15 protein-coding genes are annotated in these 25,040 nt (G+C 28.3%); 1 reads left to right on the forward strand and 14 read right to left on the reverse strand.

The window, feature by feature from the left end:
- Positions 1 to 193: 193 nt before the first annotated feature.
- From KQI30_RS13975 to pepF, 8 genes are all read right to left on the reverse strand, one after another.
- The gene (locus KQI30_RS13975; protein WP_216463964.1) at positions 194 to 2,821 is read right to left on the reverse strand and encodes an FtsX-like permease family protein; all 2,628 of its coding nucleotides are present in this window, start codon (positions 2,819 to 2,821) and stop codon (positions 194 to 196) included.
- On the reverse strand, positions 2,818 to 3,504 hold the full coding sequence (locus tag KQI30_RS13980; protein WP_216463965.1) for an ABC transporter ATP-binding protein: 687 nt from the start codon (positions 3,502 to 3,504) through the stop codon (positions 2,818 to 2,820). Before KQI30_RS13980 ends, KQI30_RS13975 begins: the two co-directional genes overlap by 4 nt.
- A 74-nt stretch (positions 3,505 to 3,578) precedes the next feature.
- Positions 3,579 to 4,487 (reverse strand): sensor histidine kinase, encoded by a 909-nt coding sequence (locus KQI30_RS13985; protein ID WP_294359227.1) that lies wholly within the window; start codon positions 4,485 to 4,487, stop codon positions 3,579 to 3,581.
- Positions 4,488 to 4,505: 18 nt separating this feature from the next.
- Positions 4,506 to 5,171 carry a response regulator transcription factor gene (locus KQI30_RS17625; protein ID WP_216463966.1) on the reverse strand — a complete coding sequence of 222 codons (666 nt, stop codon included), beginning with the start codon at positions 5,169 to 5,171 and terminating at the stop codon, positions 4,506 to 4,508.
- Between the two features lie 388 nt (positions 5,172 to 5,559).
- Positions 5,560 to 6,666 carry a DEAD/DEAH box helicase gene (locus KQI30_RS13995; protein WP_216463967.1) on the reverse strand — a complete coding sequence of 369 codons (1,107 nt, stop codon included), beginning with the start codon at positions 6,664 to 6,666 and terminating at the stop codon, positions 5,560 to 5,562.
- A gap of 231 nt (positions 6,667 to 6,897) precedes the next feature.
- A complete protein-coding gene (locus tag KQI30_RS14000; protein WP_216463968.1) occupies positions 6,898 to 7,314 on the reverse strand; it encodes a YjdF family protein in 417 nt (138 codons plus the stop codon).
- A gap of 199 nt (positions 7,315 to 7,513) precedes the next feature.
- Positions 7,514 to 9,682: a SulP family inorganic anion transporter gene (locus KQI30_RS14005; protein WP_216463969.1), complete on the reverse strand. Its 2,169-nt coding sequence runs from the start codon at positions 9,680 to 9,682 to the stop codon at positions 7,514 to 7,516.
- A gap of 135 nt (positions 9,683 to 9,817) precedes the next feature.
- A complete protein-coding gene (pepF, locus tag KQI30_RS14010) occupies positions 9,818 to 11,626 on the reverse strand; it encodes an oligoendopeptidase F (protein ID WP_216463970.1) in 1,809 nt (602 codons plus the stop codon).
- Between the two features lie 424 nt (positions 11,627 to 12,050).
- On the opposite strand from pepF, the gene KQI30_RS17630 reads away from it, so the two are divergent.
- Positions 12,051 to 14,318 (forward strand): serine hydrolase, encoded by a 2,268-nt coding sequence (locus KQI30_RS17630; RefSeq protein ID WP_216463971.1) that lies wholly within the window; start codon positions 12,051 to 12,053, stop codon positions 14,316 to 14,318.
- Between the two features lie 97 nt (positions 14,319 to 14,415).
- Here KQI30_RS17630 and KQI30_RS14020 read toward each other — a convergent pair whose 3' ends face one another.
- The 6 genes from KQI30_RS14020 to KQI30_RS14045 form a co-directional block, all read right to left on the reverse strand.
- On the reverse strand, positions 14,416 to 15,417 hold the full coding sequence (locus KQI30_RS14020) for a hypothetical protein (protein ID WP_216463972.1): 1,002 nt from the start codon (positions 15,415 to 15,417) through the stop codon (positions 14,416 to 14,418).
- A gap of 18 nt (positions 15,418 to 15,435) precedes the next feature.
- A complete protein-coding gene (locus tag KQI30_RS14025; protein WP_216463973.1) occupies positions 15,436 to 20,466 on the reverse strand; it encodes a discoidin domain-containing protein in 5,031 nt (1,676 codons plus the stop codon).
- Positions 20,467 to 20,680: 214 nt separating this feature from the next.
- Positions 20,681 to 21,457: an EFR1 family ferrodoxin gene (locus tag KQI30_RS14030; protein ID WP_216463974.1), complete on the reverse strand. Its 777-nt coding sequence runs from the start codon at positions 21,455 to 21,457 to the stop codon at positions 20,681 to 20,683.
- A 219-nt stretch (positions 21,458 to 21,676) separates the two neighbouring features.
- On the reverse strand, positions 21,677 to 22,804 hold the full coding sequence (locus KQI30_RS14035; RefSeq protein ID WP_216463975.1) for an ABC transporter permease: 1,128 nt from the start codon (positions 22,802 to 22,804) through the stop codon (positions 21,677 to 21,679).
- Positions 22,797 to 23,945: an ABC transporter permease gene (locus KQI30_RS14040; protein ID WP_216463976.1), complete on the reverse strand. Its 1,149-nt coding sequence runs from the start codon at positions 23,943 to 23,945 to the stop codon at positions 22,797 to 22,799. The genes KQI30_RS14035 and KQI30_RS14040 overlap by 8 nt, the downstream gene beginning before the upstream one ends.
- Positions 23,946 to 23,956: 11 nt before the next feature.
- Positions 23,957 to 24,886, reverse strand: a complete 930-nt coding sequence (locus KQI30_RS14045; protein ID WP_216463977.1) for an ABC transporter ATP-binding protein — start codon at positions 24,884 to 24,886, stop codon at positions 23,957 to 23,959.
- Between the last annotated feature and the right edge of the window lie 154 nt (positions 24,887 to 25,040).

A 25,040-nucleotide genomic window follows, 5' to 3' on the forward strand; every position in this document is an offset into this window, starting at 1 on the left:
CCCTGTAAAATTTTGGAATCAGAATGAGCTTTATTAAAGTTACCCTTTTTTTAATAAGACAAACTAGAAAATTTCCAATTTTAAAGTTTTTTTATCTTGACATATTACCAGTCGTCTTTTTTTAACAATATATAATAAGTATATCATTCTAATTTTAAAATTACCGGAAAAATTTGTGAATATATTCTTAAAATTACCTGTAATTTATCTCTTCTTTTATTGTATCTTTTAAAATTCGTCTTGCTGGAATACATATAGCTAATACTCCTATAAATATATTTGTCATTAATACAACAGCAATAATATAAAATGACACGTTACCACTAGAATAAATATAAAGATATACATGTTGTAAAAAGTATAGTATTGCTTTCCTAACAAAAATAAACGCAAATAAGGTTAATATTGATGCATAAATTCCATACCTAATCCCTTCTATTATCATCATTTTCATAAATCCACTATCAGTTACTCCCATTGCTCTTAAAATTCCAAATTCATGTCGTCTTGAAATTACTATATAATTCATAGTATTAATTATATGAACCATACTAATAATCAATATTAATAATGATACTCCATAAAAGAATGCCATCTTCTGCTGAAGTAAATCATTTTGTTTATCTATCTCTGTTATATAATCTTTTACAATACATCTATCAATTCCTTTTGTAATATTCTTTAATGTTTTCTTTGCTTCTTTATCTAAATCCCTATCTTTTAGCTGTAGATTCAATGAAGTATATCCCGATACCCCAAAATTATCTTTCATCTGTTTATTAGTAAAGATAATTCCTAAAGATCCTTCTTCACCAATAAAGTAATCATTTTTACCCAAACATCTGCTTACTATTGCACCAATAACAAATTTTTTCTCTATATATTGATCATTAGAAGCTTGAAATCGTAAAACTTCTTTATCAGCATACTGAGATTTTGGTACTTTCAAAATGATAGTATCTCCTACCTTAACTTTTAATCCACCATAATATCCTTGTCCATCCATCATTGTCTTCAATACAATTGTATTGTTTTTTTTCATATCATCTATATTAATATCACCTTCCAGAAGATAATCTTTTAGATTCAGTAACATTCCATCATCATAACCATAAATATTAGATTTTATTTTATAGTTTTCATTACCTTCATCAGTAATTCTTCCATTATATAATTTCATAATCACAGGATCTATCGTTTTCTTTCTACTAGGATCTTTCTTTATAGCTGTTTCATCATAATATTCCTCCCATGTCCATTCTCTATTCATAAAAGGAACTTCTCCTAGCAAATATTTCACACCATATACATCACCAAATAATCCTGATTTTGCTATCTCTTTTCTTTTATCTTCGGAGATTACTTGAGATAAATCATTTGATTCCATATAAACTTCAACATCAGAGTTGAGGCCATCATCAGCTTTCATAGTAATATCATTATTTTTCTCTGTATTTACAATTACAAAATTAGTAGCAATAAAAATCAATCCACCTAATGCTAATGATATTAGTATACCTATAAATGTACCTCTATCCTTAAACATAAATTTATTCGTTAACACAGTTGTCATATTACTTTTTTTTAAACTATATATCTTTCTACTTTTCTTTTTCTTCTTTATATCTTTATGTACTTTTTCAACTAATGTCATTTCCCTTAGTTTTTTCATTAAATGTACACACATCACTATAAAAAATGATAATAGAAAGATTAATGCAAAAATTATCACTTTTTTATCAATAAAAAATCCTACAGAAGATATACCGTTACCTGTAAAAACAAAAGCGAACTTGGAATAAAATATTTTACCAAAAATATTACCGATAATAATACCTAATGGAAAACCAAGGCAAAATACAAACAATATTTCTACTAATAAAATTGAAGCAATTTTTTCTTCATCAACACCTAATGATTGCAAAATTCCATATTGAGATATACGTTTCCATATAGATGTATTAAATACACTATAAATAATAAAAGCTGAAAAAATAGCTAAAATAGCTTTTGTTAGGTTCTCAGTTAAATGATATGATTCATTTAATTTCCCCCATATGTAACCAAACTTTCCATCTGGAATAGAAAGCCCTTCTCTAATTAGTGCAGGTATTTCCTTCACTGATTTTGCACCAACAAAGTTACTAACGTCACAATTAACATATACCTCGCTATTCTTAATATTCATAAATTTTTGAAACTCTTCAATTTGATAATATAACTTTTTATTTTCCTGAAACTTTATATATATCTTTTTACTATTTTTATCTCCTTTGGTACTTTTGCTAACAAAAGCTTTCATATCACTATAATCAGTAGATGTCCTTTTTTCCAAAATTCCAGTGATAGTATATTTTATGCCATCTAACTCTACTACACTTCCTACCTTACCTTCTGGTATAATGTTCAAAAAACTATACTCATCAAAAGCAATTTCATTTTCATTCTTTGGATAATATCCTTCTTTTAACTTATATGCCATCATATCTCTATAAGTTTCATCACTATAAATCATAGTTATAACATAAGGTTCGTCTATAATTTTCTTTTTTTCTTCAATAGCGACTTTTTCTATTTTGTATCCTTTCCCAACCATATTCTTCTTTATATGTTTTAATGCATTGTTGTTCCCTTTTATGTAATAATGCCAATCACCATTAATTTCTCTTTTATTTTCAAGTTGACTACGATAACCACTATATACTAATGAACCTATTCCTGATAATAAAGCTACCGAACAAATTATTGTTAATAATATAGCTAAAGTTTGTTTTTTATAATACACCATATATGAAAAAGCAACTTTTATTATAGGTTTCATCCTCTGTCGCCGCCTTCCATATAAACTTCACCATCTTCAATCCTAATTATTCTATCACAACATTGTGCTATAACTTCATTATGAGTAACCATTAAAATTGTTTGTTTATACTTTTTACTACTATTCTTTAAAAGCCCCATTACTTCTGAAGTCGTCCGTGAATCTAAATTTCCTGTGGGTTCATCAGCTAAAATAATTGCTGGTTTATTTGCCAAAGCTCTAGCAATTGCTGCTCTCTGTTGCTGTCCTCCTGAAAGTTCACTAGGATACTTTGTCCTTTTTTCCCAAATTCCAAGATCTTTTAGCAATATTTCTATATATCTATGATCTACTCTTTTGCCTTTATCAAATGTAACTGGCAAAGCTACATTATCATAAACATTAAGAACAGGCATTAGGCTATAATCTTGAAAGACAAATCCAATATTCCTTCTTCGAAAAATCGTTAATTCTTTTCTCTTCAATGAAGCTATATCACGATTTTTAATAATAACCTTTCCTTTTGTAGGTGTATCTAGTCCTCCAATAATATTTAATAGGGTACTTTTCCCTGATCCTGATGTACCTACAATAGCTATAAATTCTCCTTGTTTCACCGAAAAGTTAATATTAACTAATGCTTTTACTTCATTTTCTTTTTCTCCATAAATTTTACATACACCTTCTATATCCAATACATTCATATAAGCAATCTCCTCTCTATTTCATATTGCTTATCTTATCATTACTAACTTACAATGATGCTAAATTAACCACTTCAATTCTTACAATTTTGTAAGAACATCGTGAATTTACTTCCTTTGTTATATGAAGATTTTACGGTAATATATCCATTTTCTTTCTCTAAGATTAATTTAGACAAATAAAGACCTATTCCTGATCCCTCTATATTTTCTACATCTGAACTTCTATAAAATCGATGAAATATATTCATTTGATCTTCTTTTTTAATTCCTATTCCATTATCAATTATTGATATAGCAGTATACATTTCATATTTATGTAAAGAAATAATGATGCTTTCACCATCATTAGAATATTTAATTGCATTCTCCATAATATTTTCTAACGCCTCAGCTGTCCATTTTTCGTTATGCCAAAGAATACTATCAGAAAATTCTTCTATATTAATTGAAATTCTTTTAAGTTCAGCTTTCTCAATTACCCCATTAATAGCCCTAGTAATTGTTTTCTTGATGGGTAAATTTTCAGCCTGAAATGAAATATCATTCTGTTCAAGCCTTACCATTTTAAATAAAGAATTTAAAATCCAATGAATCTTTTCAATTTGACTTTTCATTTTAATATTAAACTTTTTTCTGTCTTCCACTTTTAAACTGTCCTTTTCTAGAAGTTCTTGATAGATCATCACATTGGCAAGTGGCGTCTTTAACTGATGTGACATATTTGATATTAACTTTTTTACTTGATCTCTTTCTGTTTCTGCTTCATCAATTTCTATTCTCAACTTTTCCTGAATTCGCCTAGCTTTGTTTGCTAAAAATGATATTTTAGCATCCTCTAAATCTGAAATACTTATATTTTCGTTATTTAATATCTCGTCCATCATCAAATCAATTTTTTTGTAGGTACTTTCATCTTTTTTATAAAAAAATACTGCCAGACCTATTCCGACAGTTGCTATACAATATAATATAAAATTCACTCTCTTCACCACCTATATCTAATAAAACATATACCCTAACCCATGAATAGTTTTAATGTACTGAGGATCTGATGAATCATCTTCTATTTTTATACGAAGCCTTCTTATATTTACTGAAACTATATTATCATCAACAAACTTACCATTATTATCCCAAATATTCATAAGTATATTATCTTTCGAAATTACTTGCCCTTGATTCTCCATAAGATATAAAAGCAATTTATATTCTATTGCACTTACTGCCACTTCTTTTCCATATTTATAAATCTTACAGTTACTTTTATCTAGCACAATATCTTTGACTTTAATTTTATTCTTAGCACAATTCTTTCTAATCAAATTCTCCATTCGTAATTTTAATACTGATAATGAAAAAGGTTTTTTAATATAATCATCCACCCCAGATTGAAATGCTTGTACCTCATCCATTTCCGTATCTCTAGCCGTTAGCATTAAAATTGGAATTTGCGATTTTTTCCGAATGTTCCTACACATCTCAAATCCATTACCATCAGGTAAATTACAATCCATAATAATTAACTCATAGTCATTTTTACAAATTAATATCTCTCCTTCTTTTCTCGTTTTTGCAGAATCAATTTTATATCCATCCATATTAAGCGAAAAACAAAGTCCTTCTTGTAAATCCATATCATCTTCAATTAATAAAATATTATTCACTATTAATCACCAATTCTAAATAAATTTTCTAGTGAATATTATACCATATTCTTCTATATATAAAATGAAGGTGTCTCATTGACATAAAAAGTTATTAGCGATACCTCCTTTTATCATGACAAAAGACAAGGTACAATTCAGTGTACAGTTAAGGCAGTTCACAGTTCGGTTAATTTTCCCCTATAATGAAAAAACTGCCGCACTCTGATCTCTAACTCTTTTGTGCGACAGCCACATTTCACTAATCTATTTCTTACTTTTCTTATTTTGAAATTTACCTTTAAAAATTTTTGATGTTACAAGAAATAAAAGTGCTAATTTATTTCTATCATGCATATTTATTTCCTTTGAAACTTTATCTTGTTATAGTTTTAGTTATCTTCCTTGCTTATCTTAATAATCTTCTTGGAATTTTAAATCTTATTTCCTTTTCTATTTCCTCTAGACATCTAAAATCTTTTGGATCTACAAATAAGCAAGTATATCCGTCATCCCCAGCTCTGCCGGTTCTACCAATACGATGAATATATGTCTCCACCTTTTCTGGAATATCATAATTATATATATGACTTACTCCATTTATATCTAGTCCACGTGATGCTACATCAGTGGCAATTAAATATTGAATTTTTGCCTCTCTAAAAGACTTCATAATTCTTTCACGTTTATTTTGTGGTATATCACTATGAATAACCTTGCAATTATATCCTCCTTGATGCATCACAATCTCTAATTCATCAGCTCTTCTTTTAGTTCTACAAAATATGATAGCAAGAAACGGATTATCTTCATCTAAAACTTTACATAAAGCATCTCTTTTTTCTCTATCAGTTGTCTCTACTACTTGCTGTTTTATATTTTGTAATGTCACTTCTTCTTTTTTAATAGAAATAACTTTTGGATCATTCATATACCTGTAAGCTAACTTTTTTACTGCAGAATCCATTGTAGCAGAAAAACATAGAGTTTGAACTTTCTTAGGTCTTTGCGACATTACCATATCTATTTCATTTCTAAATCCCATTAGCAACATTTGATCTGCCTCATCTATAACAATAGTTCTTAACTTCTTTAAATCAATAGTTTTTCTTTTTATATGATCAAGAAGTCTTCCCGGTGTAGCAATAATAAGTTGAATATTGCCTTTCATTTTCTTAAGTTGCGATCCTATATCCTTACCACCATACATTGCCAAAACACCAACATCTTTTCCCTCTTTAAGCTTTGTCGCTTCTTCAGTAATTTGTATTGCAAGTTCTCTTGTTGGTGTTATTATTAATGCTTGAACATCTTTTGATGATGGCATAATATTTTCAAATATAGGAATCAAAAATGCTAATGTTTTTCCTGTTCCTGTTTGTGCCTCTGCTATAACATCTTTGCCACTAATTATATCTCTGATACTATTCTCTTGAATTTCTGTTGGACTAATTATACCATTTCTCTTTAAAACTTTTATTGTATCTTCACTTATTCCTAATTCTCTAAATGTCATAATACAAATCTACCTCATTATATATAATATTTCGAATTATTATAACATAAAAATTAGATTCTTTATTTAGTATTCTTTTAGTAAGTTAATATTTCAAAACAATATACACCTTGATAAATTAGTATCAAAAGCGTCTGATACTAATATTTTACCAAGGTGTATATTCTGGCACAATTGAGTTGTATTCATGATTTAGTTAATTTTATTTACTAACAGTTAAAATACTTTCTACTAATGTCCTCTATGCTTTTCTTTTCTCTTCATTTGTTTTAATTGAAATTTTCTCACTTCTTCAGCTTCTCTTTTTTCTTTTCTAATTTTTTTATGTTCTATCTTACTTTCTTCATGTTGCTTCTTTATCGCAATTTGTGCTTTTGTTCCAATCTCTTTGTTTTTTAACTGCTTTTTTATATCCCTTTGTTGCTTTTTGGGATTAATGTTTTTCCTAACTTTTTCTGTTTCATTAACTTCTTCTTTAAAAAAATGAAGTTGATAATAATTCTTTAAAACAAATTGATAGATATCAGGTTCTTTGGGTTCAGCGCCAAAAGTCACCTTACTAACCTTATAATCACCTTCTTTTACTTCAAATACACCAACCCAAAATGGATTTTCAAAAAATACAGTTAATTTTACTGACGTTAACATTTAACGTTCCCTCCCTAATATAAAAACATACGGAGAACGGACAACCCAGGAGGGCAGGTTACTGCTATAATTCTATTATAGGTTCTGACTACCAACAGAACTGTGTTTTTATCTCTTATCTATATTATACCCAAATAATAATAGGTTGTGGCAATAACAAATAAATATTTGTAAGTTTTGCAACAACCTATTACTTATACTAATATATCCACTTCTTAACGTTCTTAGCTACTTCAGGATTTGTTTCTTTTAGAATTTCATATTGTTTCTTTCTATGTTCCATAATATATTTATGTAACTCAGGATTTTTCTTTTGTAGCAATCTTTCATATTTTTCACGTTTTTGAAGATATATTTCATAAAATACCTGATTCTCTTTTTTCATTTTTTCTTCTAATCTTATTCTATGTTCCATAATATTGGCTTCTACAGCATCAACTGGTTGACCTAGTCTTGCTGCAAATTCATTTAGATGTCTTTCTAGATGTTCTAATAGCCTATCTTGATCATATGTACCCAAGTGTCTCCATGCCTTTGCTTTAAAATCTATATCAGACTCAGGAGTTAACTCTGCTGTAAATTTCGTAATATTAGCAATTATTTCTTCAACATGCTTTTCCATTTGCTTTTCTGCATCTTCGCCAAATGCCCACTCGAATTCTTGAAGAATCTCTTCTTGTATCATCAAACTCTTAACTTTTGACTTATGTACTCTTTCTCCATCAATATCATATGGGCAATGAATACCAGCTTCTCTAAGTGCAGATTTAATGGTTCTACGCACTACTCCTTCTTCAACAAGATAACCTAAATCAAGTTTTCTCATTTCATCATTCAATTCACCAATATGTTCTGTAATGTAGAATTCAATTCCTTTATCACGGAAATTCTTATATATAATCTCTAATCTATCTGCTGCTGTAATATCAATACTTCCAATTCCACCAGCATCAATGATAACAACTTTAGTATTTTCATCTACTGCATCATCAAGATCATTTTGAAAAGTATTTATGTTTGCGAAAAATAGACTGCCACTAAAACGATAAATAATAACACCTGATATAGGTTTTGCATCACGATTTCTATTTAAATCATAAAACCCCTCTTTACCTTGAATAACTCCAAGGAAACTTCTTGGTGGTACTGCAGATTTAATTATCATTACCGCAAAAGACAACAATACACCAATTACAACACCATAGATTGTTCCAAGAATCAAAACTGCTGCAAAGGCTCCCATAAAGATAAAGAATTCTGTTTTATTAATCTTATATAGACGTTTTGCAAGATGTATTTCTAAAACACCTATTAATGCTGATATTACTATAGCCGTTAATACTGGAACTGGTAAATAACTTATAAAACCTGTAGCAAATAGTAGCACAAGCACCATCACTATTGATGCAGTAAATGAAACAATCTTTGTTTTTGCACCATATTGCTCCATCATAACTGTTCTTGATACACTACCATTAACAGGACAACATCCCACAATTGCTGATGCTAGATTACTTAATGAAAAAGCTAAAATCTCTCTATTATCTTCAATTTTATAGTTATTCTTATTTGCAAAACTAGTTTCTGCTAACAAAGATTCAGCTAAAATAACTACCGCAATTGGAAGACTTAACATGAAACCATCTTTAAAATGGATTAATGTAAAGTCAGGAAATATCAACTTTGGAAGACCGCTTTCTACTTTAGACAGTAAAGCAACTCCATATTGATCCACATGAAAAATTATTGTAGATAAGGCACCTAATGCCATGATAACTAAACTCATTGGAAACTTTGGAGCAATTTTCTTACTTAATAATATTATCGCCAAAGATCCAACACCCATTAAAAATGAAATCCAATTAATATGTTCTATTGCAACAATTATATGCTCTACTAATTCGAATAATTCACCACTACCAGCTGCACTTCCCATTAATTTAGGAATTTGCATTAATATAATAGTTGCACCTATTCCTGTTATGAACCCACCCATTACAGGGGTTGATATGTAATTTACTAATCTTCCTGCCTTAAAAATATAAAATGCTAATAACCATATTGCAGTATATAGCGTTAATACAGGGATTATGGCAACAGCTTCCTTAGTACCTGCTTCTATGCCTAACGATACTAAAACACCTCCAATTAACGCTGCCGGTGCTGCATCTACTCCAAATATAAATTGAGGAGAGGATGATATTAATGAAAATATCAAAATCGGAAGCACTGATCCATATAATCCATATACTGTTGGAAGCCCTGCTATTTGTGCATATCCCATTCCAATTGGAATAGATATAGCTGCAATAATAATACCTACAAAAATTTCTCTTGATACTGTTTTTACACTTAGTTCTGTTTTCATTCTATCCTCCTTCTATATTATCTACAATTTATATATCGTAACACGTAAATGACTTTTTTAATATATTAATAACTTCTACTAATGTTATTATGTGTATTTTTCTAATAAAAAATCATCAATTTTATATTATATTTATTATTTTTCTATTTCATCAGTGAGTTTTACTATTTCATCAATTATGCTACCAATATACTCAATAGTATCTAATAATGGTTTATCTGTAGTAATATCTACCCCTGCCATTTTCGCAAGTTCCACTGGAGTTTTTGTTCCACCAGCTTTAAGAACTTCTATCCAATCATTAACTGCTACTTGTCCCTCTTTTAATATTCTCTTGCTAACTTCTGTTCCTATAGTCAAGCCTGCACTATAAGTATATGAGTAAAGTCCCATATAGTAGTGAGGTTGCCTCATCCATGTTAATTCAGCCCCATCTATTATTTTTACTTCATCTCCCCAGAATTTTTCAAGAACTTCTTTTTTTATGTTATTGAGAGTAGTTGCTTGAACTGAACCACCTTCATCTATTATTTTATAAACTTCTCTTTGATAAGCTGCCTCTAAAAGATGTGTAACAAAATTATGATAATAAGTATTAGTAATCATAGAAGATAAAACCCATCTTTTAAATCTCTTATCATCACTGGTACTTAAAAGATAATTAGCCATAATCAATTCATTCATTGTTGATGGTGCTTCTACAAAGTATGTTGAAACTTCAGTATCAAAGATATTTTGATTTTCATTACATAATTTGAAATGCCCTGCATGACCAAGCTCATGAGCTAAGGTTAATACTTCCGCCATTCTATTTGTCCATGATAATAATATATAAGAATGACTGCCATAAGGACTTGCACAGAATCCCCCTGTTGATTTTCCTTTATTTTGTGCAAAATCAACCCATCTTTCATCATATGCCTTTTTAACCATATCTAAATAATCATCACCAAATATAGCAAAAGCACCCTCAATGTACTTTTTAGATTCTTCAATAGTAATACGTGGATCATATTCTGGATCAACAGCAATCTTTAAATCTGCAAAAGTCATCTCATCTAAATTATGTATCCTTTTTAGTAATTTTGCATACTTTCTCATATGCGGTGCCAATTTATTCATTATTAAATCTATTTGTCTATCATATAAATCTCTGTCTACCTTTTGTGGAAATAATAAACTATCTATTACTGAATCAAAACCTCTTAAATTAGCTAAAGTCTTTTCTTTTTGAACCTGTAATTGGTATGCAGTAGCTGTAGTATTCTCATACTCTCTTAACTTATCAGAAAAAGCCTTAAAAGCAGCTCTTCTAACTTCTGTATCATTCTCATATTCATATTCATTTTCATAAAGCGCATATCCTAAAGGATATTCTTTACCGCCTACAACAAAACTTTTAAAATTCATATCAGCATGTTTTGCTTGTTCATAAATCTGATATGGCCCCTCTAAAGTTCCACCTAAAGCAGCTAAAACTCTTTCCACCTCTGGATGCAATGCATATTGTTTTGCTCTTTTCTTATCCTTTAAAAAATTACTATTGTCTTTGTTGTTTTTTATAGCCTCTTCTAAAACTTCATCTTTTACTTCAATAATTTCGCTATCTATAAAACTCAATCTACTTTCTATATCAGACACCATATTTAGAACTTTTGAATATTTATCTTGATTTTCATTATTAGTATAATCTACAGATACTAAAAGCTCTACATATGAAGTAATAAGAACAATTTTTTCAGTTAATTTTCTATACTCGCTTATACATTCATTTATGATATCCGCTGTAACTAATTTCCCTTTGTAAACTTTCTCTATACGTAATGATAAATCTTTTGCTTTCTCTACAGCTCCTATAAATTCTTGTTCTGTAGCGAAAATTGCTGATAAATCCCATGTTAATGCAATATCTACATCTTTTCTATCCTTCAACACTTCTGACATATTTAATCTCCCCTTTTCAATACAATAAACGTTACAATAAATATTGTATACTTATATACCAACATTGTCCATTTATCAATTTTAGTTCATTTAGTGATATTGTAATTAGTTTCCATAATCCTCTTTTTCCAATTTCACCTCATCTATATAGCTTCATATGTTGGAAAAGTTTTTATTTTCCGTTTTAATTTTTATGAAAAAATATCCATCCTATTTATTTTATTGTAATATATTCCATTTTTGAATCACTTTTTAACATTTGATGTCATTTTGTGTATATTATGGTATAATACTTTTAAATCGTCAACTGATTTAAAATATCAAGTTAATATTATTTTATGGACACCATAACCTACTTTAATAACTTTTAACTCTATATCATATTAACTTACAAATAATTAACTAATGTTAGGAGGAAATCTTAGTGTCCAATTTTAAATTTTTAGAAAAGCAATGGCCAGATCTAGCTAATCTTGGATATCAAGGTGAAGCTTACTTTCATACTGACAGTAATGCATCAATGATAAAAACAAGAATGTTTGGAGAAAAGCTTATTGATTATATATTAGCTTCTTTTAATATGGAAGTGGACAAATTTGCAACACAAGATGATAAAATTAAGCTTTTAAGAACAACTAACATAAATAAATCTGTTCCTGACTTATTTGATACAATAAGACGTTATGGAAATAAAGCAACTCATGAAGGCTATACTAGTAAAAACGATGCACTAGAATGCTTAGTTTCCATTTATAAAATTTCTACGTGGTTCTATATGAAAATAACAAAAGATGAATCAATTAAACCTTTAGTATTCAACGTGTCTGATATAGCAACCCCTGATTTAGCTATTAATGATAATGATAAAAATAAAAAGCTTGATCAAGAAGAAATTAATGCTATTAAAGATAAAATAAATAATAAAAACAAAACGAAGAATACTACTGACAATAGCTCGAAAGAAAAAGTCAAACATAAAACTGATACTATCTCTAAGGAAGATAAAGATAGCACTGAAGATGCTAAATCTAACTCAAAAAATACAATGAGTTCTGATAGTGAAATCAAAGGGAATGATTCTAATATGGCAAAAAAATCTACTACTTTAGATGAAAATTCAATTAATGAAAGCAATAAAAGTTCTGTGAAAAAAGATAGCGAGTTAGAGCAAAACCTTTCTACTGAAGATTTGAGTAGTCAATCTGATAAAAATAATATTGGTGATAATATTAAAAAAACTACTTCAACTAGAAACAAAAAAGATAGTAATAAAAACAATACTAAGTCTAAAAAAACTAGTACTAAAGGTAATTCTAACAATAATGACAAAGAAGATACTTCAGATAAAGATAAAAAGAATACTATAAAAAATAATAAACATACTGAAAAACATAATAATGATTCTCATCCTATAAAAAACAATATTGTAAGTAAATTAGTTATACCTACGAAAAGAATCTTATCTGAGAATCATAAAAAAATAAGTACTAAACTTAAGAATTTTAAAGCAGATAAGTTAAAAGGTTTGATAAACAGAGTTATTACAAAATCTAAATCATGTTGGGCTAATATTACTAATAAGATAAACAACATGCAATTTACAAAAAAGATTTTATCTTATTCTAAGAAAAAATTATGCATTATTGCTTCTTTGTTAATTGTACTTTCTTCTTTATTTATTATAATTTTTATCACTAGTAATACTAAAGAGAATACTTCAACAAAACCTGTTGTAAAAAATGATACATCATCAAAAAAAACAAACAATGATGAAGAAAAAAACAACTCCGATGAAGTCGATACTTTAGAGCCTAAAGATACTGATTCAACTACTGACAGCAATACTACAGATATAGGTGATAATAATAATGATACCTCTACTACTAATGCTATTACCGATGATAAATATGAATCTATAAAATCTAATATAAATTCAATAGTAGCAAATAACTTTAATAGAACTTCTATAAAATTTTCTTTAGCTTTTAAAGATCTTTCTAGAGAAGATACCTACTCTATAAATAGTAGAAAAACTGTATCCGCTGGTACAATAAAAATATTTATAATGGCTGAAGCCTTTAATGAAGCTCAGAACGGTACATTAAAGTTAGATGATAACATTACTTTAACTGATAATATGAAAGCTAGTGGAGCTGGAATACTTAGAGATAGAAAAGCTGGTGAAACTTTTACAATAAAGGATTTAATAGATCTTATGATGTTAAAAAACGATAATACCGCTACAAACATTCTTATAAATAAACTTGGTATTGATAATATTAATAACTATATTAAGTCATTAGGCTGTAATGATACAGAATTGAACAGAACTATGATGGATCAAAATGCTATAAATAGAGGAATACAAAATTATACTTCTGTAAATGACTTAACATTAGTTTTATCAAAAATATATCAAAAAAAATGTATTAATGAACATTATGATGCCTTAATGTTAGATATTTTAAAAAATAATAAATACGATGAAAAAATACCGAAACTTATTCCTACTACAGCACCAGTATTTAACAAATCAGGAGAATATCCTTCTATGGAAAATGACGCTGCTATCATAGTAACTGATAAAGGTGCATATATCCTATGTATCACAACTAATAATAGTACTAATAAGAAAGAGGTTAAAGCAATTCAAAATACATCAAAAGAAATCTATGATGAATATATAAAATAAATTTTACTGTATTCTCTTGATTCTTAACTACTAATAAAAGGAGGTGTCACTAACAATTTTTTATTTGTTAATGTAACACCTCCCCTACTCTTATAAATTATCTTACTTTTCTATATATAACAAAACCAATTAATAAAGCAACAAATGCTCCACCAACATAAATAACAGTTTTATTAGCTTTAGAATCTTTTTTAATTAATTCATTTTTCGTTTCTATCTTATTATCGTAATCTTCATTACCTTCAGATAAAACTTTATTTTCAACATCTTCAAAATCATTATTATCATTTAATACAGTATCATTTTTATTAGATGAATTAACATTAAAAGCTTCATTCTTATATCTACTATCACTTGAAATAGTTGTTGCTGTATTCTTTTTAGCATTACTACTTGAAGCTATAACACTATTTCCTTTATTGCCTTCTGACTTATTTGAAGCAATAGGATTCTTTACCTCCTCAGACTTACTATTTTCTATTTTATTTGAATCTGAAGGCTTTGAAACCTCTCCTGATGTATTATTGCCAGGTTTATTGGAATTTGAAGGTTTTTCAGTTTCACCTGGATTATTATTATCAGGTTTGTCTGAATCTAACGCTGTATCCCCTGGGAACACAAAATTGTCTTCTCCAACTATTGATATGTTTGAAACAATCGTTTCTTTATGTGTGTTAGAAACCAACTTTAAAACACCAGTATCTTTTTCTAAATTAGGTATTATATTAAAACTTCCTTTTTTAGGTCCATCAACTTTCAAAGTTCCAATAATAATATTCCCGTTTTTGTTAACTAAATTCTCTTTTGATGTTATATAAATATCTACTACATTATAATTCGACTTATATTTAAAGTTTGTTTTGGCGTTCTTATTTAATTCTTTGCTCCAAACTATATCATTTAGCGTTACATTTCCATGAAGCTTTAAACTAACTTGAAATGAATTAACAATTGTTCTTACACCATCTATAGATACTTCAACACTATCTGCACTACTATGTACTCTATTTAATGAAATTTCAGAATCTGCCTTAGCAACTGATGGAGTGAAAAGCATCAATGTCATCATAAAAACTATAGATCTTATTAGCTTTTTCATCTTTTGTTTTCCTCTCTATTAATTTTCATCCTTTTTAAAATCTATTTCTGGTAATTTAGAAGGAACTTTTACATATAAACTATCACTTACAAGTCTTTGTCCTTCTAGAGTTATTGCATCATTAACTCTATATAATTCCGCCATTACCTTTGTACTTAACTTTGAAATTTCTGATGACGGAATCCATGATATCCATGTTCCACTGCTTATTTCTCCTAAATGAGCATTATCAGGTATTTCTGCTAGTAAAATAGTTTCACAATTTATAATATATCCATTTTCATCCTTTAATACCGGAATGTTGAACGCTGGATTTCCTCTATATTCACCAGTTATAATTACTGATCCAGCAGGTATTTTTTCACCTGCAGCATATTCATAATCTGATTTTAATCTTCCTATTTCATCAATATCAATATTATCTCCTGGAGGAGCTAATATATCAATTTCAGCTACAGATATAGTTGACTTATCTTTAGCTACAAGTTTTACATAGGATGCATCATATGTGTAAAGCTGCCTTCCGCCTTCAGAATCTTCCTTATTAAAGAATACTGTTGCAGTATTTTCATCGTCACCATTTGCACCAAATTCAAATTTTCCTGAAGATGCTAAAGTCCATTGTTCTCCATTTTTGCTTACATAAACTTCATAATTCTCAATTGTAGATGATAACTTTTCATCATCTCTCCTATACTTTATACCAACTATTGAATTTACTTCATTCATATCAATCACTATTTCAGGATTTTTATTTCCATTTCTGTAACCAGTATACACAGTACTATTCTTATTATCTATTACTTTATTTATTGCTGGATTTTGTATTGGTCCAGTTGTATCTATATTGTTATTAATATCTTCATCATTACTAGTATTTGTTGATACTGTCCATAAGTTTTTACTCATTGACCCATCATGAGATATTTTCAACGAACCAACTTCATATTTTTCCGTTGCATTTAATAAGTAATCATATGCCACTACTTCATACTTAAGCACTCTATTATTAACAGCACCTAATATATCAGTATATTTGTTATCTGTTGTAAATCCTACTACAACACCATTTCTATATATCTCATATCCTAAAATCTTTTCACTATCACTAGAAGTTCCAAGGTTCATAGTAATCTTCTTACTATCTTTTACATAGTCCCCATCATTATATTTATCAAAATCTGCTACTACTTCTGTAGAATTATTCATAGCAGTTATTCCAGATAATCTTTTTCTTCTAGCTTCATCATTTAAATATTGAATCTCTCTAGTTTCCTTAGCATAACCTTTTGATCTAACATATTCATAAGTATCTTCTGTAGGTCTTATTCCCCACTTAAAGAAGAACTCTGTTAAATCTTTTTCTGCTGCATCTGATGCTAATCTAACTAATAGTTGATCTTTATCTAAGTTTGCCATCTCTTGTGAAACATTTCTATATAACTTATTTAACCTTCCATAATACGTATCATTATTCCAAAGCATTTCATATGTAGGATTATCTTCATAAGCTAAATGTAATTGCCAGAACATTCCAAGTAACGTGAACACGTCTGATGGTAATGCTACAGTATTTGATGTTACCTTATCATATATCTTTTCATAAACATCACTATCTTCAAGTCTTGAATGATTCTTATCATTAAATGTTTGAATTATTAGCGATAACATATTATTAGTTGTTTCTGCATATGTTCCCTTTGGTTTATCTACTACATGTCCAATTTCATGAGCTATACCCCAACCAAATAAACTACCATCTTCTTTAATAGTTTTATCATCATTAAATACATATGGTTTTCCTTGCATTAACGGTGCTGATGAATTAAATCCAATACCAACATGATTGCTAGATGCATACATAAATGCCTTTGCAAACATTCTTTGGTACTTAAAATTCATTCTACTTCTTGGTTGCTCTTCTGTATCCAATAATCCTTTTTTAGCAAAAGTGATATCCATAGTTTGTTCTAATGCAAGTAAAGTATTATACAATCTATCTACTTGATCCTCTTCTGATTCTATCCCATCTGTAATTCCCTTTAAAATTTCTGTTGCAGGTAAATTTAATGTAACCTTATCACTTTCAATATCCGTAGTATTAAGTACACTTGTTTCTTTATCATATTTATAAACATTATTCTTCTTACTACTAAAAACTGATGGATAAAAATTTTCTACAGTATCAACATAAGCCTTAAGATCTTTTATATAAGTTCTAGCAAGAGATTTAACTTCATCCTCTTTACTCTCATCATTTATTAAACCATAAACATTAAGATGAGGAATTTTCACTCCACCACTTACTCTTAACTTTATTTCATTATTTGATGCTGACTTATTAGGATATCTAACATAAATGCTTCCACCTTTTTCAACATCTAAATCATGTATCTTAGGTACCTCAATTACATTTCTACCTTTTTGAAGTCTTATAGATTTTGCAAATTTTCCACTTTCTCCATAGAACTGTGTAAATATAAGTTCTGGAAGTATATTTCCTTTTGTACCCACATATACAACAATCTCTTCTCCTGCTCTTACTGAATATCCAAGAGCTTGATAATCATTTGCCATACCTAAGTTAAAAGTTCCATTACTTATGTTTTGTTCTAAAGTAAATACTTCTTCTGATAATCCTTTGTCGTTTAAAATATCTTCCGCTAACTTTAACTCTTTTTCTAATGCAGTTTTATTCCAATGATATTCCCCACTTACCTTATCAGCTGTATTTAATCTCTCTTTAAGTTCATCAATCTTCTTTCCATTAACTGATTTCTTAAGCTCAACTTGTAAATCATCTTTAAATAAATCCTTTATATCATTTTCAATACTATCATAATTGTATAGCTTTAATTCTGATATACTTACCTTCTGACCACCATAAACACTTGGATTAACCTGTATCTTTTTAGCAGTGATAGGCTCTTCAAGTTTTAATAATGCATATTGTCCATTATTATTTCTACCTTGAACACTAGCTTCTATGTAAGTCCATTTATTACTTTCTTCATCATATACACCAATATTAGCTCTATAAGGAATGTCAAATCCCGGTTCTTGTCTTGGTATTAATGCAATTGTATCTATTGTATATTCTTTATCCAATGTCAAAATTGGTCCTCTCTTTGAATATACCCCTGAATCCCAATCATTTAAATACCAATATGTAGAGTAATCATTATCAACAATACCAATTTTTCCTGCCGGATATGTATCTTCTTCAAGGCTCTTATCATAATCAACGCTAACAATGTGACTTGTTAATTCTCCAATTTTATTTGCCGTATTAATAAGATTATAATTCGGCGAAATCGGAGGATTAATTGATAAAGTTCTTCCCTTATACACACTTGATTTATTACTTATTCCAATATCATTATATGCAGTTAAGTATACTTCATAAGTAGTTTCATTTTCTAAATCAGATATAGTATATGATGTTCCAATAATATTTTTAACTGCTGTATAACTATCTTCTGATCCAGCTACTCTATAATAAAGATTTTGTCCTATAGCCATATCATTCTTTTTCCAAGTAACTTTTAGCCCTTTATAAAGACTTTCAACTGTTACTCCTTCTGGTGCTGTTGGTCTTTCCTTCGGCTTTGGTATAGCAGTGATTTCTGTTGAATAATCACTAGACCAATCTCCATTAACGGATTTTACACTAATCTTATACTGTTCATAGTTAGTTAAATCGCTAAACTCTACAATATTGCTTGTTGTTTCTCTTAAATATTCTTTACCATCCTTAACTGCCACGCAACGAACTTCATATCCTGTTACATTAGCTTCATGATTCCAAGAAACAATAAGCTTTTCATGGTCAGAATCAATTTCTTTAATGGTAGGTATATTTAAAATCGGTTCTGGTATTTCTTCATAAACATTATTTAAAAATTCCACCTTGGCAATCTCTGCAAGCTTTGGATCTTTTGTAGTCTCTTTTACTATAATAGTAACCTTTTTTACCGCTACTTGCTTACCTAAATCTATTTTTATAGTTCCTTCATCACTTATCCCTTTTGATCTAGATAATAAACTATATCCAAATGATTCTCTTAAAATTTCCTTATTATTGTCATCATATAATACAACTTCTCCGCTAGCTGGAGCACTTCCATCTGTCGGTGACTTTACAACTATTTGCTCCATGAAAGTAGTTTTACCCAAATCCATAGTTAATTCTACCGGAGTTTCTGGAGTAATATCCACATAATTATTATTTTCATCTTTAGTTGAAATTTGAACTTTACCGTCTTCTTTAAATAAATCAGTAGTTGTCCCTTTAATATCTTGTCCTTCTTTTGTCTCTAAAACAACTTTATTAGGATTTATAATAGCATCTGTATTTATAATCTCATTATCTTCTTTTATTAATGATAGATTTTTATGTACATAATGAAGATCCAAAATATCAACTACTCCATCTCTATTAAGGTCATATTTCTTAATTAGATCTTTGTCTTTTGTTTCAATATTTGAAACTAACTCTCTATAATCAGCTTCATCTATCTTATTATTTTTATCATAATCACCAAATAAAATTGAACTTTCATTGCTTAAAACTACCCTCTTAGAATAGTCTTCAATTTCAATGTTTTTTTCTATAACATTATTAAAACCATTTCCACTAACTTCAATGTCATACTTACCTTGAGGTAAATTACTAAATACAACATTATAATAATATACTTCTGTATCTGTTAATGTTGTCAATTCCCTATTGGCATTAAGCTTTTTCACTGTGTAATTAATAGAATAACCATCAAATACTTCTTCACTTTTTTCAATAGCTTTATCGCCACCAAGGTCTACCAATAACTCTGTTGATTTACCCTTTAGCAATACCGTCATTGCTGTTTCTTCTTTAGTTGCATTTTTAATGGGCATACTGAGATTGATATCAACTTCAAGATTTCCCGATACTGATGCAACAGTAGCTGATTCGTTGTCATTAACTAAATTTTCAGTGCCTACTGCAAAAACATTAACTTGCACTGCTAACATAGAAATCAAAATAATAGTTGCTACTAATCTTTTCAAATTTTTCACTTCCTTTATCTTTTGTTTGTTAAATAATGTTTAAACCTTTTCAGCATAAAAAGGTTTCAACATTTAATATCGTGTAAAAATTATTATTCTTTATATCTTTTTATAAAAAATAAGTAGTAGAATACATTAAAATTCTACTACTTATTTAAATTAATATTTAACCAATTAAGTATGTTATCATCTTTTTAAATTATTTTACCATCATTTAACTTCCTATCTTAAAATACGGATTTTTATATCTTCCCTTTTTAACAGTTCCATCTCCATATTGAATTGCTTTCTTTGGGCACAGGTGAATACACGCTAAACATTGAATACATTCTTTTCCCCAAACTGGCTTTTTGTCTACTAACTTTATAGTATTACAATTACATACTTTTTCACAAATGCCACATCCAACACAAGAATCTTCAACATAAAACTTAGATGAATCAGCTGCATACTTAGCAAACATTGGACTAACTAATACTGTTAATAACGGTCCCATTAAACCTTTAGTTACTTTAAATACATTATCCTCTTTATTTTTAATAACTGATAATATTTCATTTACAGTTTTCTTTGATGCCTGAAGTTTCTCATCTTCCACTTCTTTAGAATCAACGTCTCCCATAATTATATAATTATTAGGCATACTTATTGAATATCCACAATTAAGCTTTAGTCCTTTTTCCTTGATAGCTTTATCTATTATTTTCATAGTACCACCAATATTTTTTCCACAAGTTGCAACTGAAAAAATATAGTTATCTTTATAATTTTTAAATGTTACTTTCTTAATAAAATCTGTCACCATTGTTGGAGGTGCCCATGCATAAACTGGAAAAATAAATCCTACATTTTCTCCATCTTCTAATGTAAATTCTAATTTTTCTTTATTATTTATTAGTTTTGATATAGAAACTATATTATCATTAGTTCCTTTAGCAATTTCACTTGCTATATATCCTGAATTTCCTGTGCCAGTAAAATAAAAAATCATAGTCTTACATCCTAAATTAATTATATTATAACATCTTATAACTTATTTAACACTTATCAAAACTATATTGCTGAAGAACTTCTTTTCCTAAAAGTGTAATGGCTTTTTCTGGGCACTTAGAAATACATCTATAACAAATCTTACAAAAGTGGTAACACAATGCTCTGTGTTACCAGTACCAGTAAAATAAATTCCAATCATCTTCCCATTCCCCTTAAATTACTTTGATTCTTTTACTAATACTATTTTATTTTTAGTACAGAAAATGCTTAATAAAAACAATAGTAAATTTACCAATATCATACAACATAATAATGGTACTATACTAATAATTCCTTCATTACCTTTTAAATCTTCAAGTATTATATAAAACCACCTTATAGGAAGTAAATTACCTACTCTTTGCATTCCTTTACTCATCATTTCAAAAGGCCAATATGTGCCACTTAGCATAAATATCGGTATTGTAAAAGTAGTCATTACTAAAGTAAATACCGTTTTATTTTTTATAATGGAAGAAAGGAATAATCCTAGTGAAATTGCCATCAATACTAATACAAATAATAGTAACAATACAATAAAATCATATTTAAATCCAAAATCGAATTTGCCAAATTTACAAATGCTGTAATATTCTATTGCAGGTATACAACATGCTAAGAAGTATACTAGTAACTGCGCTCCATAATATTGTCTTTCACTTATTTTGCTTAATAATATTCTTTCTTTAGTGTTTTGCCTTTCATCTTCTAATATAAATCCACAACTCATTGCTGCTGTAATAAATATAGTATATAAAACCATACCTATAACAATATATGGATCCTTAGTTGTTTTAACCTTATTTATATTATTATACTTTGGTTTACAAGAAGAAAAAGTATTTAAAACACTATCTATACCTTCCTTTTTCACATCAACATTATTACAAATAGTTGCTAATGAAGATACTTCACTTTCTAAGTATGAATTTACAATTGGTGCTGCTTCTCCATCATTAATTGATTTTACTTTTATTACATTTTCCTTTCCATTTATAATATCTTCAGTAAAATTTTCCTCTATTACAACAACTACAGAGCATTCCTCAAAAATTAAATTACTAACATATTCATCTTCACTATCCAAAGTAGTTATTTTAGTTCCATTAATATTCTCTAATCTTTTTTCTATAAACTTACCAAACTCACCTTTATCTTTATTGTAAATGCCTATATTTATAGAGGTCATAACCTCTGCAGCTGATGAAAAGAAAAATATCAAAATAGCTGGTAAAATAAATGTTACAAATATAAAACTTTTTCTCTTAAGCAATATCTTTAATGTATTCTTAATTATTCTAGTCATCTACTGATTCACCTCTTATTTTAATAATTTCACTGTAGCTAAATAATAAAAATGATAATATTATGGGAATCATTATAGCTACTAAATATAAATTAGTATCTAATCCACATATCATTGTATTGATAGCTGTATTAATCCAATATATAGGACTTAAATACATTAATTTATTAAGTATAGGTACCTTAGTAATCATTAACCTTGTTGAAAAGCACCCTCCTAAAATACAAATTAAATACATTATGCCATTTAATATTCCAGCAACTGCAGTATCAGTTTTACAAGATATACCTACAATAGCTCCGAGCATTGATGAGAATAAACCAAATACAATAAATAGTAATATAAATTTCAAAGTATTTTCTCCCCAGTTAACTTTTAGAATTAAAGTTGTATAAATATAAACTAATATTATTTGTAATATACTAATTATTATTCCTAATGCAATTTTAGAAAATATCATAGTTCTTTCACTGACCTTAGACATTTTTATTCTATTAATAGTGTTAAGTTGCTTTTCCTTATAAACTAATTCGCCAATTACTGTAGATACATTTAAGATAATTAATGCAAGTTCTGCAAATGTATAATATTCTGCTGAAGTTACTGTCTTTTTACCATTAATATTTTCACTTACTACATATTTATCATAGGTGCTTTTAATAACATTATTTACCGATTTCTCATTTAACTTTTCTATAGTTTCATAAGTTCCATACTTGTTAAATAATGATTCTATCATACTTTTAAAAATCTTTGATTTCGTTGTATCACCATTTTTTGATGTATATATATCAAAATTACTTTTATACAATGATACATATGCAATAGCTTTATCATCATCTATCTTATCTTTAACTTTGTCCAAATCTTCTACTTCTTTAAACTTTATATTAATTTCCTTTTTTATCCTATCAACAAACATAAAAAAACCATCTTTATATTTTGCATTTTCATCCACGGAATAATACACTATAGAATCCTTATCATTTTCTCCAAAAATCTCTGTTTCTGAACTCATAATATTTTTTAAACTTAAACTCAAAGTAGTTATCAAAATTATTGGAAAAAGAAACAACATAATTACATTTCCTTTTGATCTAAAAAACATTTTTAGTTCTTTTTTCAGCATTACAAAAAACATAACTTCACCTCCTAATCTCTAAGTTTCTTACCTGTTAATGCTAAAAATACATTTTCTAATGTTGGATCTAAATTCTCTACATTAATAATTTCTCCATCTAAGTTCAATGTAGTTTCTATTATTTTAGTAAGTAAATTAGTGTTTTTTATAGTGGATATTTTATATTGATTTTCACTATAAACTACTTTTTCTATACCTGTTATCTCCAGTAACTTATCTTCTAAATTATCTATTCTTTTTTTAACAGTTATATTTAAAACCCGTTTATCTCCTATCAAATTTTTAAGTTCCTCACTAGTACCTTCCGCAATTATATTGCCCTTATCAACAATTGCGATTCTATCACAAATATCATCTACCTCTTGCATATAGTGGGAAGTATAAATTATAGTTGCACCTTCATCTCTTAACTTTAAAACTGATTTTAAGATATGATTTCTTGACTGTGGATCAATTCCTACGGTTGGCTCGTCCATAATAATAAGCTTCGGAGAATGTGATATGGCACAACCGATATTTAACCTTCTTTTCATACCACCAGAAAATTCAGATGCTTTTTTCTTTCTTACATCAGTAAGACCAACAAAATCTAAAACCTTATCAACTCTTGCTTTTAGATCTTTACCCCTAAAACCATATAATGAACAGAAAAACTCAATGTTTTCTTCTGCTGTTAAATCCCAATAAAGAGCAAAATCTTGAGGTACTATTCCTATATTTTCTTTAAACTTTCTTGTGCTAGTTTCTTTTTCTTCATAAATTATTTCTCCTGAAGTTCTTTTTATTAATCCACATATCATTCCAATTAAGGTACTTTTACCAGCTCCATTAGGTCCCAACATTCCAAAAATTTCGCCTTTATTTATACTTAAACTAATATCATTTACAGCAATTATATCTCCATATTCTTTCGATACCTTTTTTATATCTAAAATCTTCATAAAACCTTACCCCTTTAACTTTTATATTTTCATTATATCGAGTAGGAGCTAAATAATTATTTTATTTAGCGTCCTCTCACACCACCGTGCGTACCGTTCGGTACACGGCGGTTCATTAGAAATAAGTTTATTATTTGACTTGGTATACTTTAGT

It is taken from the genome of Clostridium bornimense (genome assembly GCF_018917145.1).
In the GTDB taxonomy this organism is placed as follows: Bacteria; Bacillota; Clostridia; order Clostridiales; family Clostridiaceae; genus Clostridium_AN; species Clostridium_AN bornimense_A.

What these genes read in the sequence shown, in the direction of transcription:
- KQI30_RS14020 (WP_216463972.1), bottom strand. Translation starts at nt 15,417, where the DNA reads ATGAAAAAGCTAATAAGATCTATAGTTTTTATGATGACATTGATGCTT.
- pepF (WP_216463970.1), bottom strand. Translation starts at nt 11,626, where the DNA reads ATGTCAGAAGTGTTGAAGGATAGAAAAGATGTAGATATTGCATTAACA.
- KQI30_RS14045 (WP_216463977.1), bottom strand. Translation starts at nt 24,886, where the DNA reads ATGAAGATTTTAGATATAAAAAAGGTATCGAAAGAATATGGAGATATA.
- KQI30_RS14000 (WP_216463968.1), bottom strand. Translation starts at nt 7,314, where the DNA reads ATGTTAACGTCAGTAAAATTAACTGTATTTTTTGAAAATCCATTTTGG.
- KQI30_RS13975 (WP_216463964.1), bottom strand. Translation starts at nt 2,821, where the DNA reads ATGAAACCTATAATAAAAGTTGCTTTTTCATATATGGTGTATTATAAA.
- KQI30_RS13995 (WP_216463967.1), bottom strand. Translation starts at nt 6,666, where the DNA reads ATGACATTTAGAGAATTAGGAATAAGTGAAGATACAATAAAAGTTTTA.
- KQI30_RS14040 (WP_216463976.1), bottom strand. Translation starts at nt 23,945, where the DNA reads ATGTTTTTTGTAATGCTGAAAAAAGAACTAAAAATGTTTTTTAGATCA.
- KQI30_RS14035 (WP_216463975.1), bottom strand. Translation starts at nt 22,804, where the DNA reads ATGACTAGAATAATTAAGAATACATTAAAGATATTGCTTAAGAGAAAA.
- KQI30_RS13980 (WP_216463965.1), bottom strand. Translation starts at nt 3,504, where the DNA reads ATGAATGTATTGGATATAGAAGGTGTATGTAAAATTTATGGAGAAAAA.
- KQI30_RS14005 (WP_216463969.1), bottom strand. Translation starts at nt 9,682, where the DNA reads ATGAAAACAGAACTAAGTGTAAAAACAGTATCAAGAGAAATTTTTGTA.
- KQI30_RS14030 (WP_216463974.1), bottom strand. Translation starts at nt 21,457, where the DNA reads ATGATTTTTTATTTTACTGGCACAGGAAATTCAGGATATATAGCAAGT.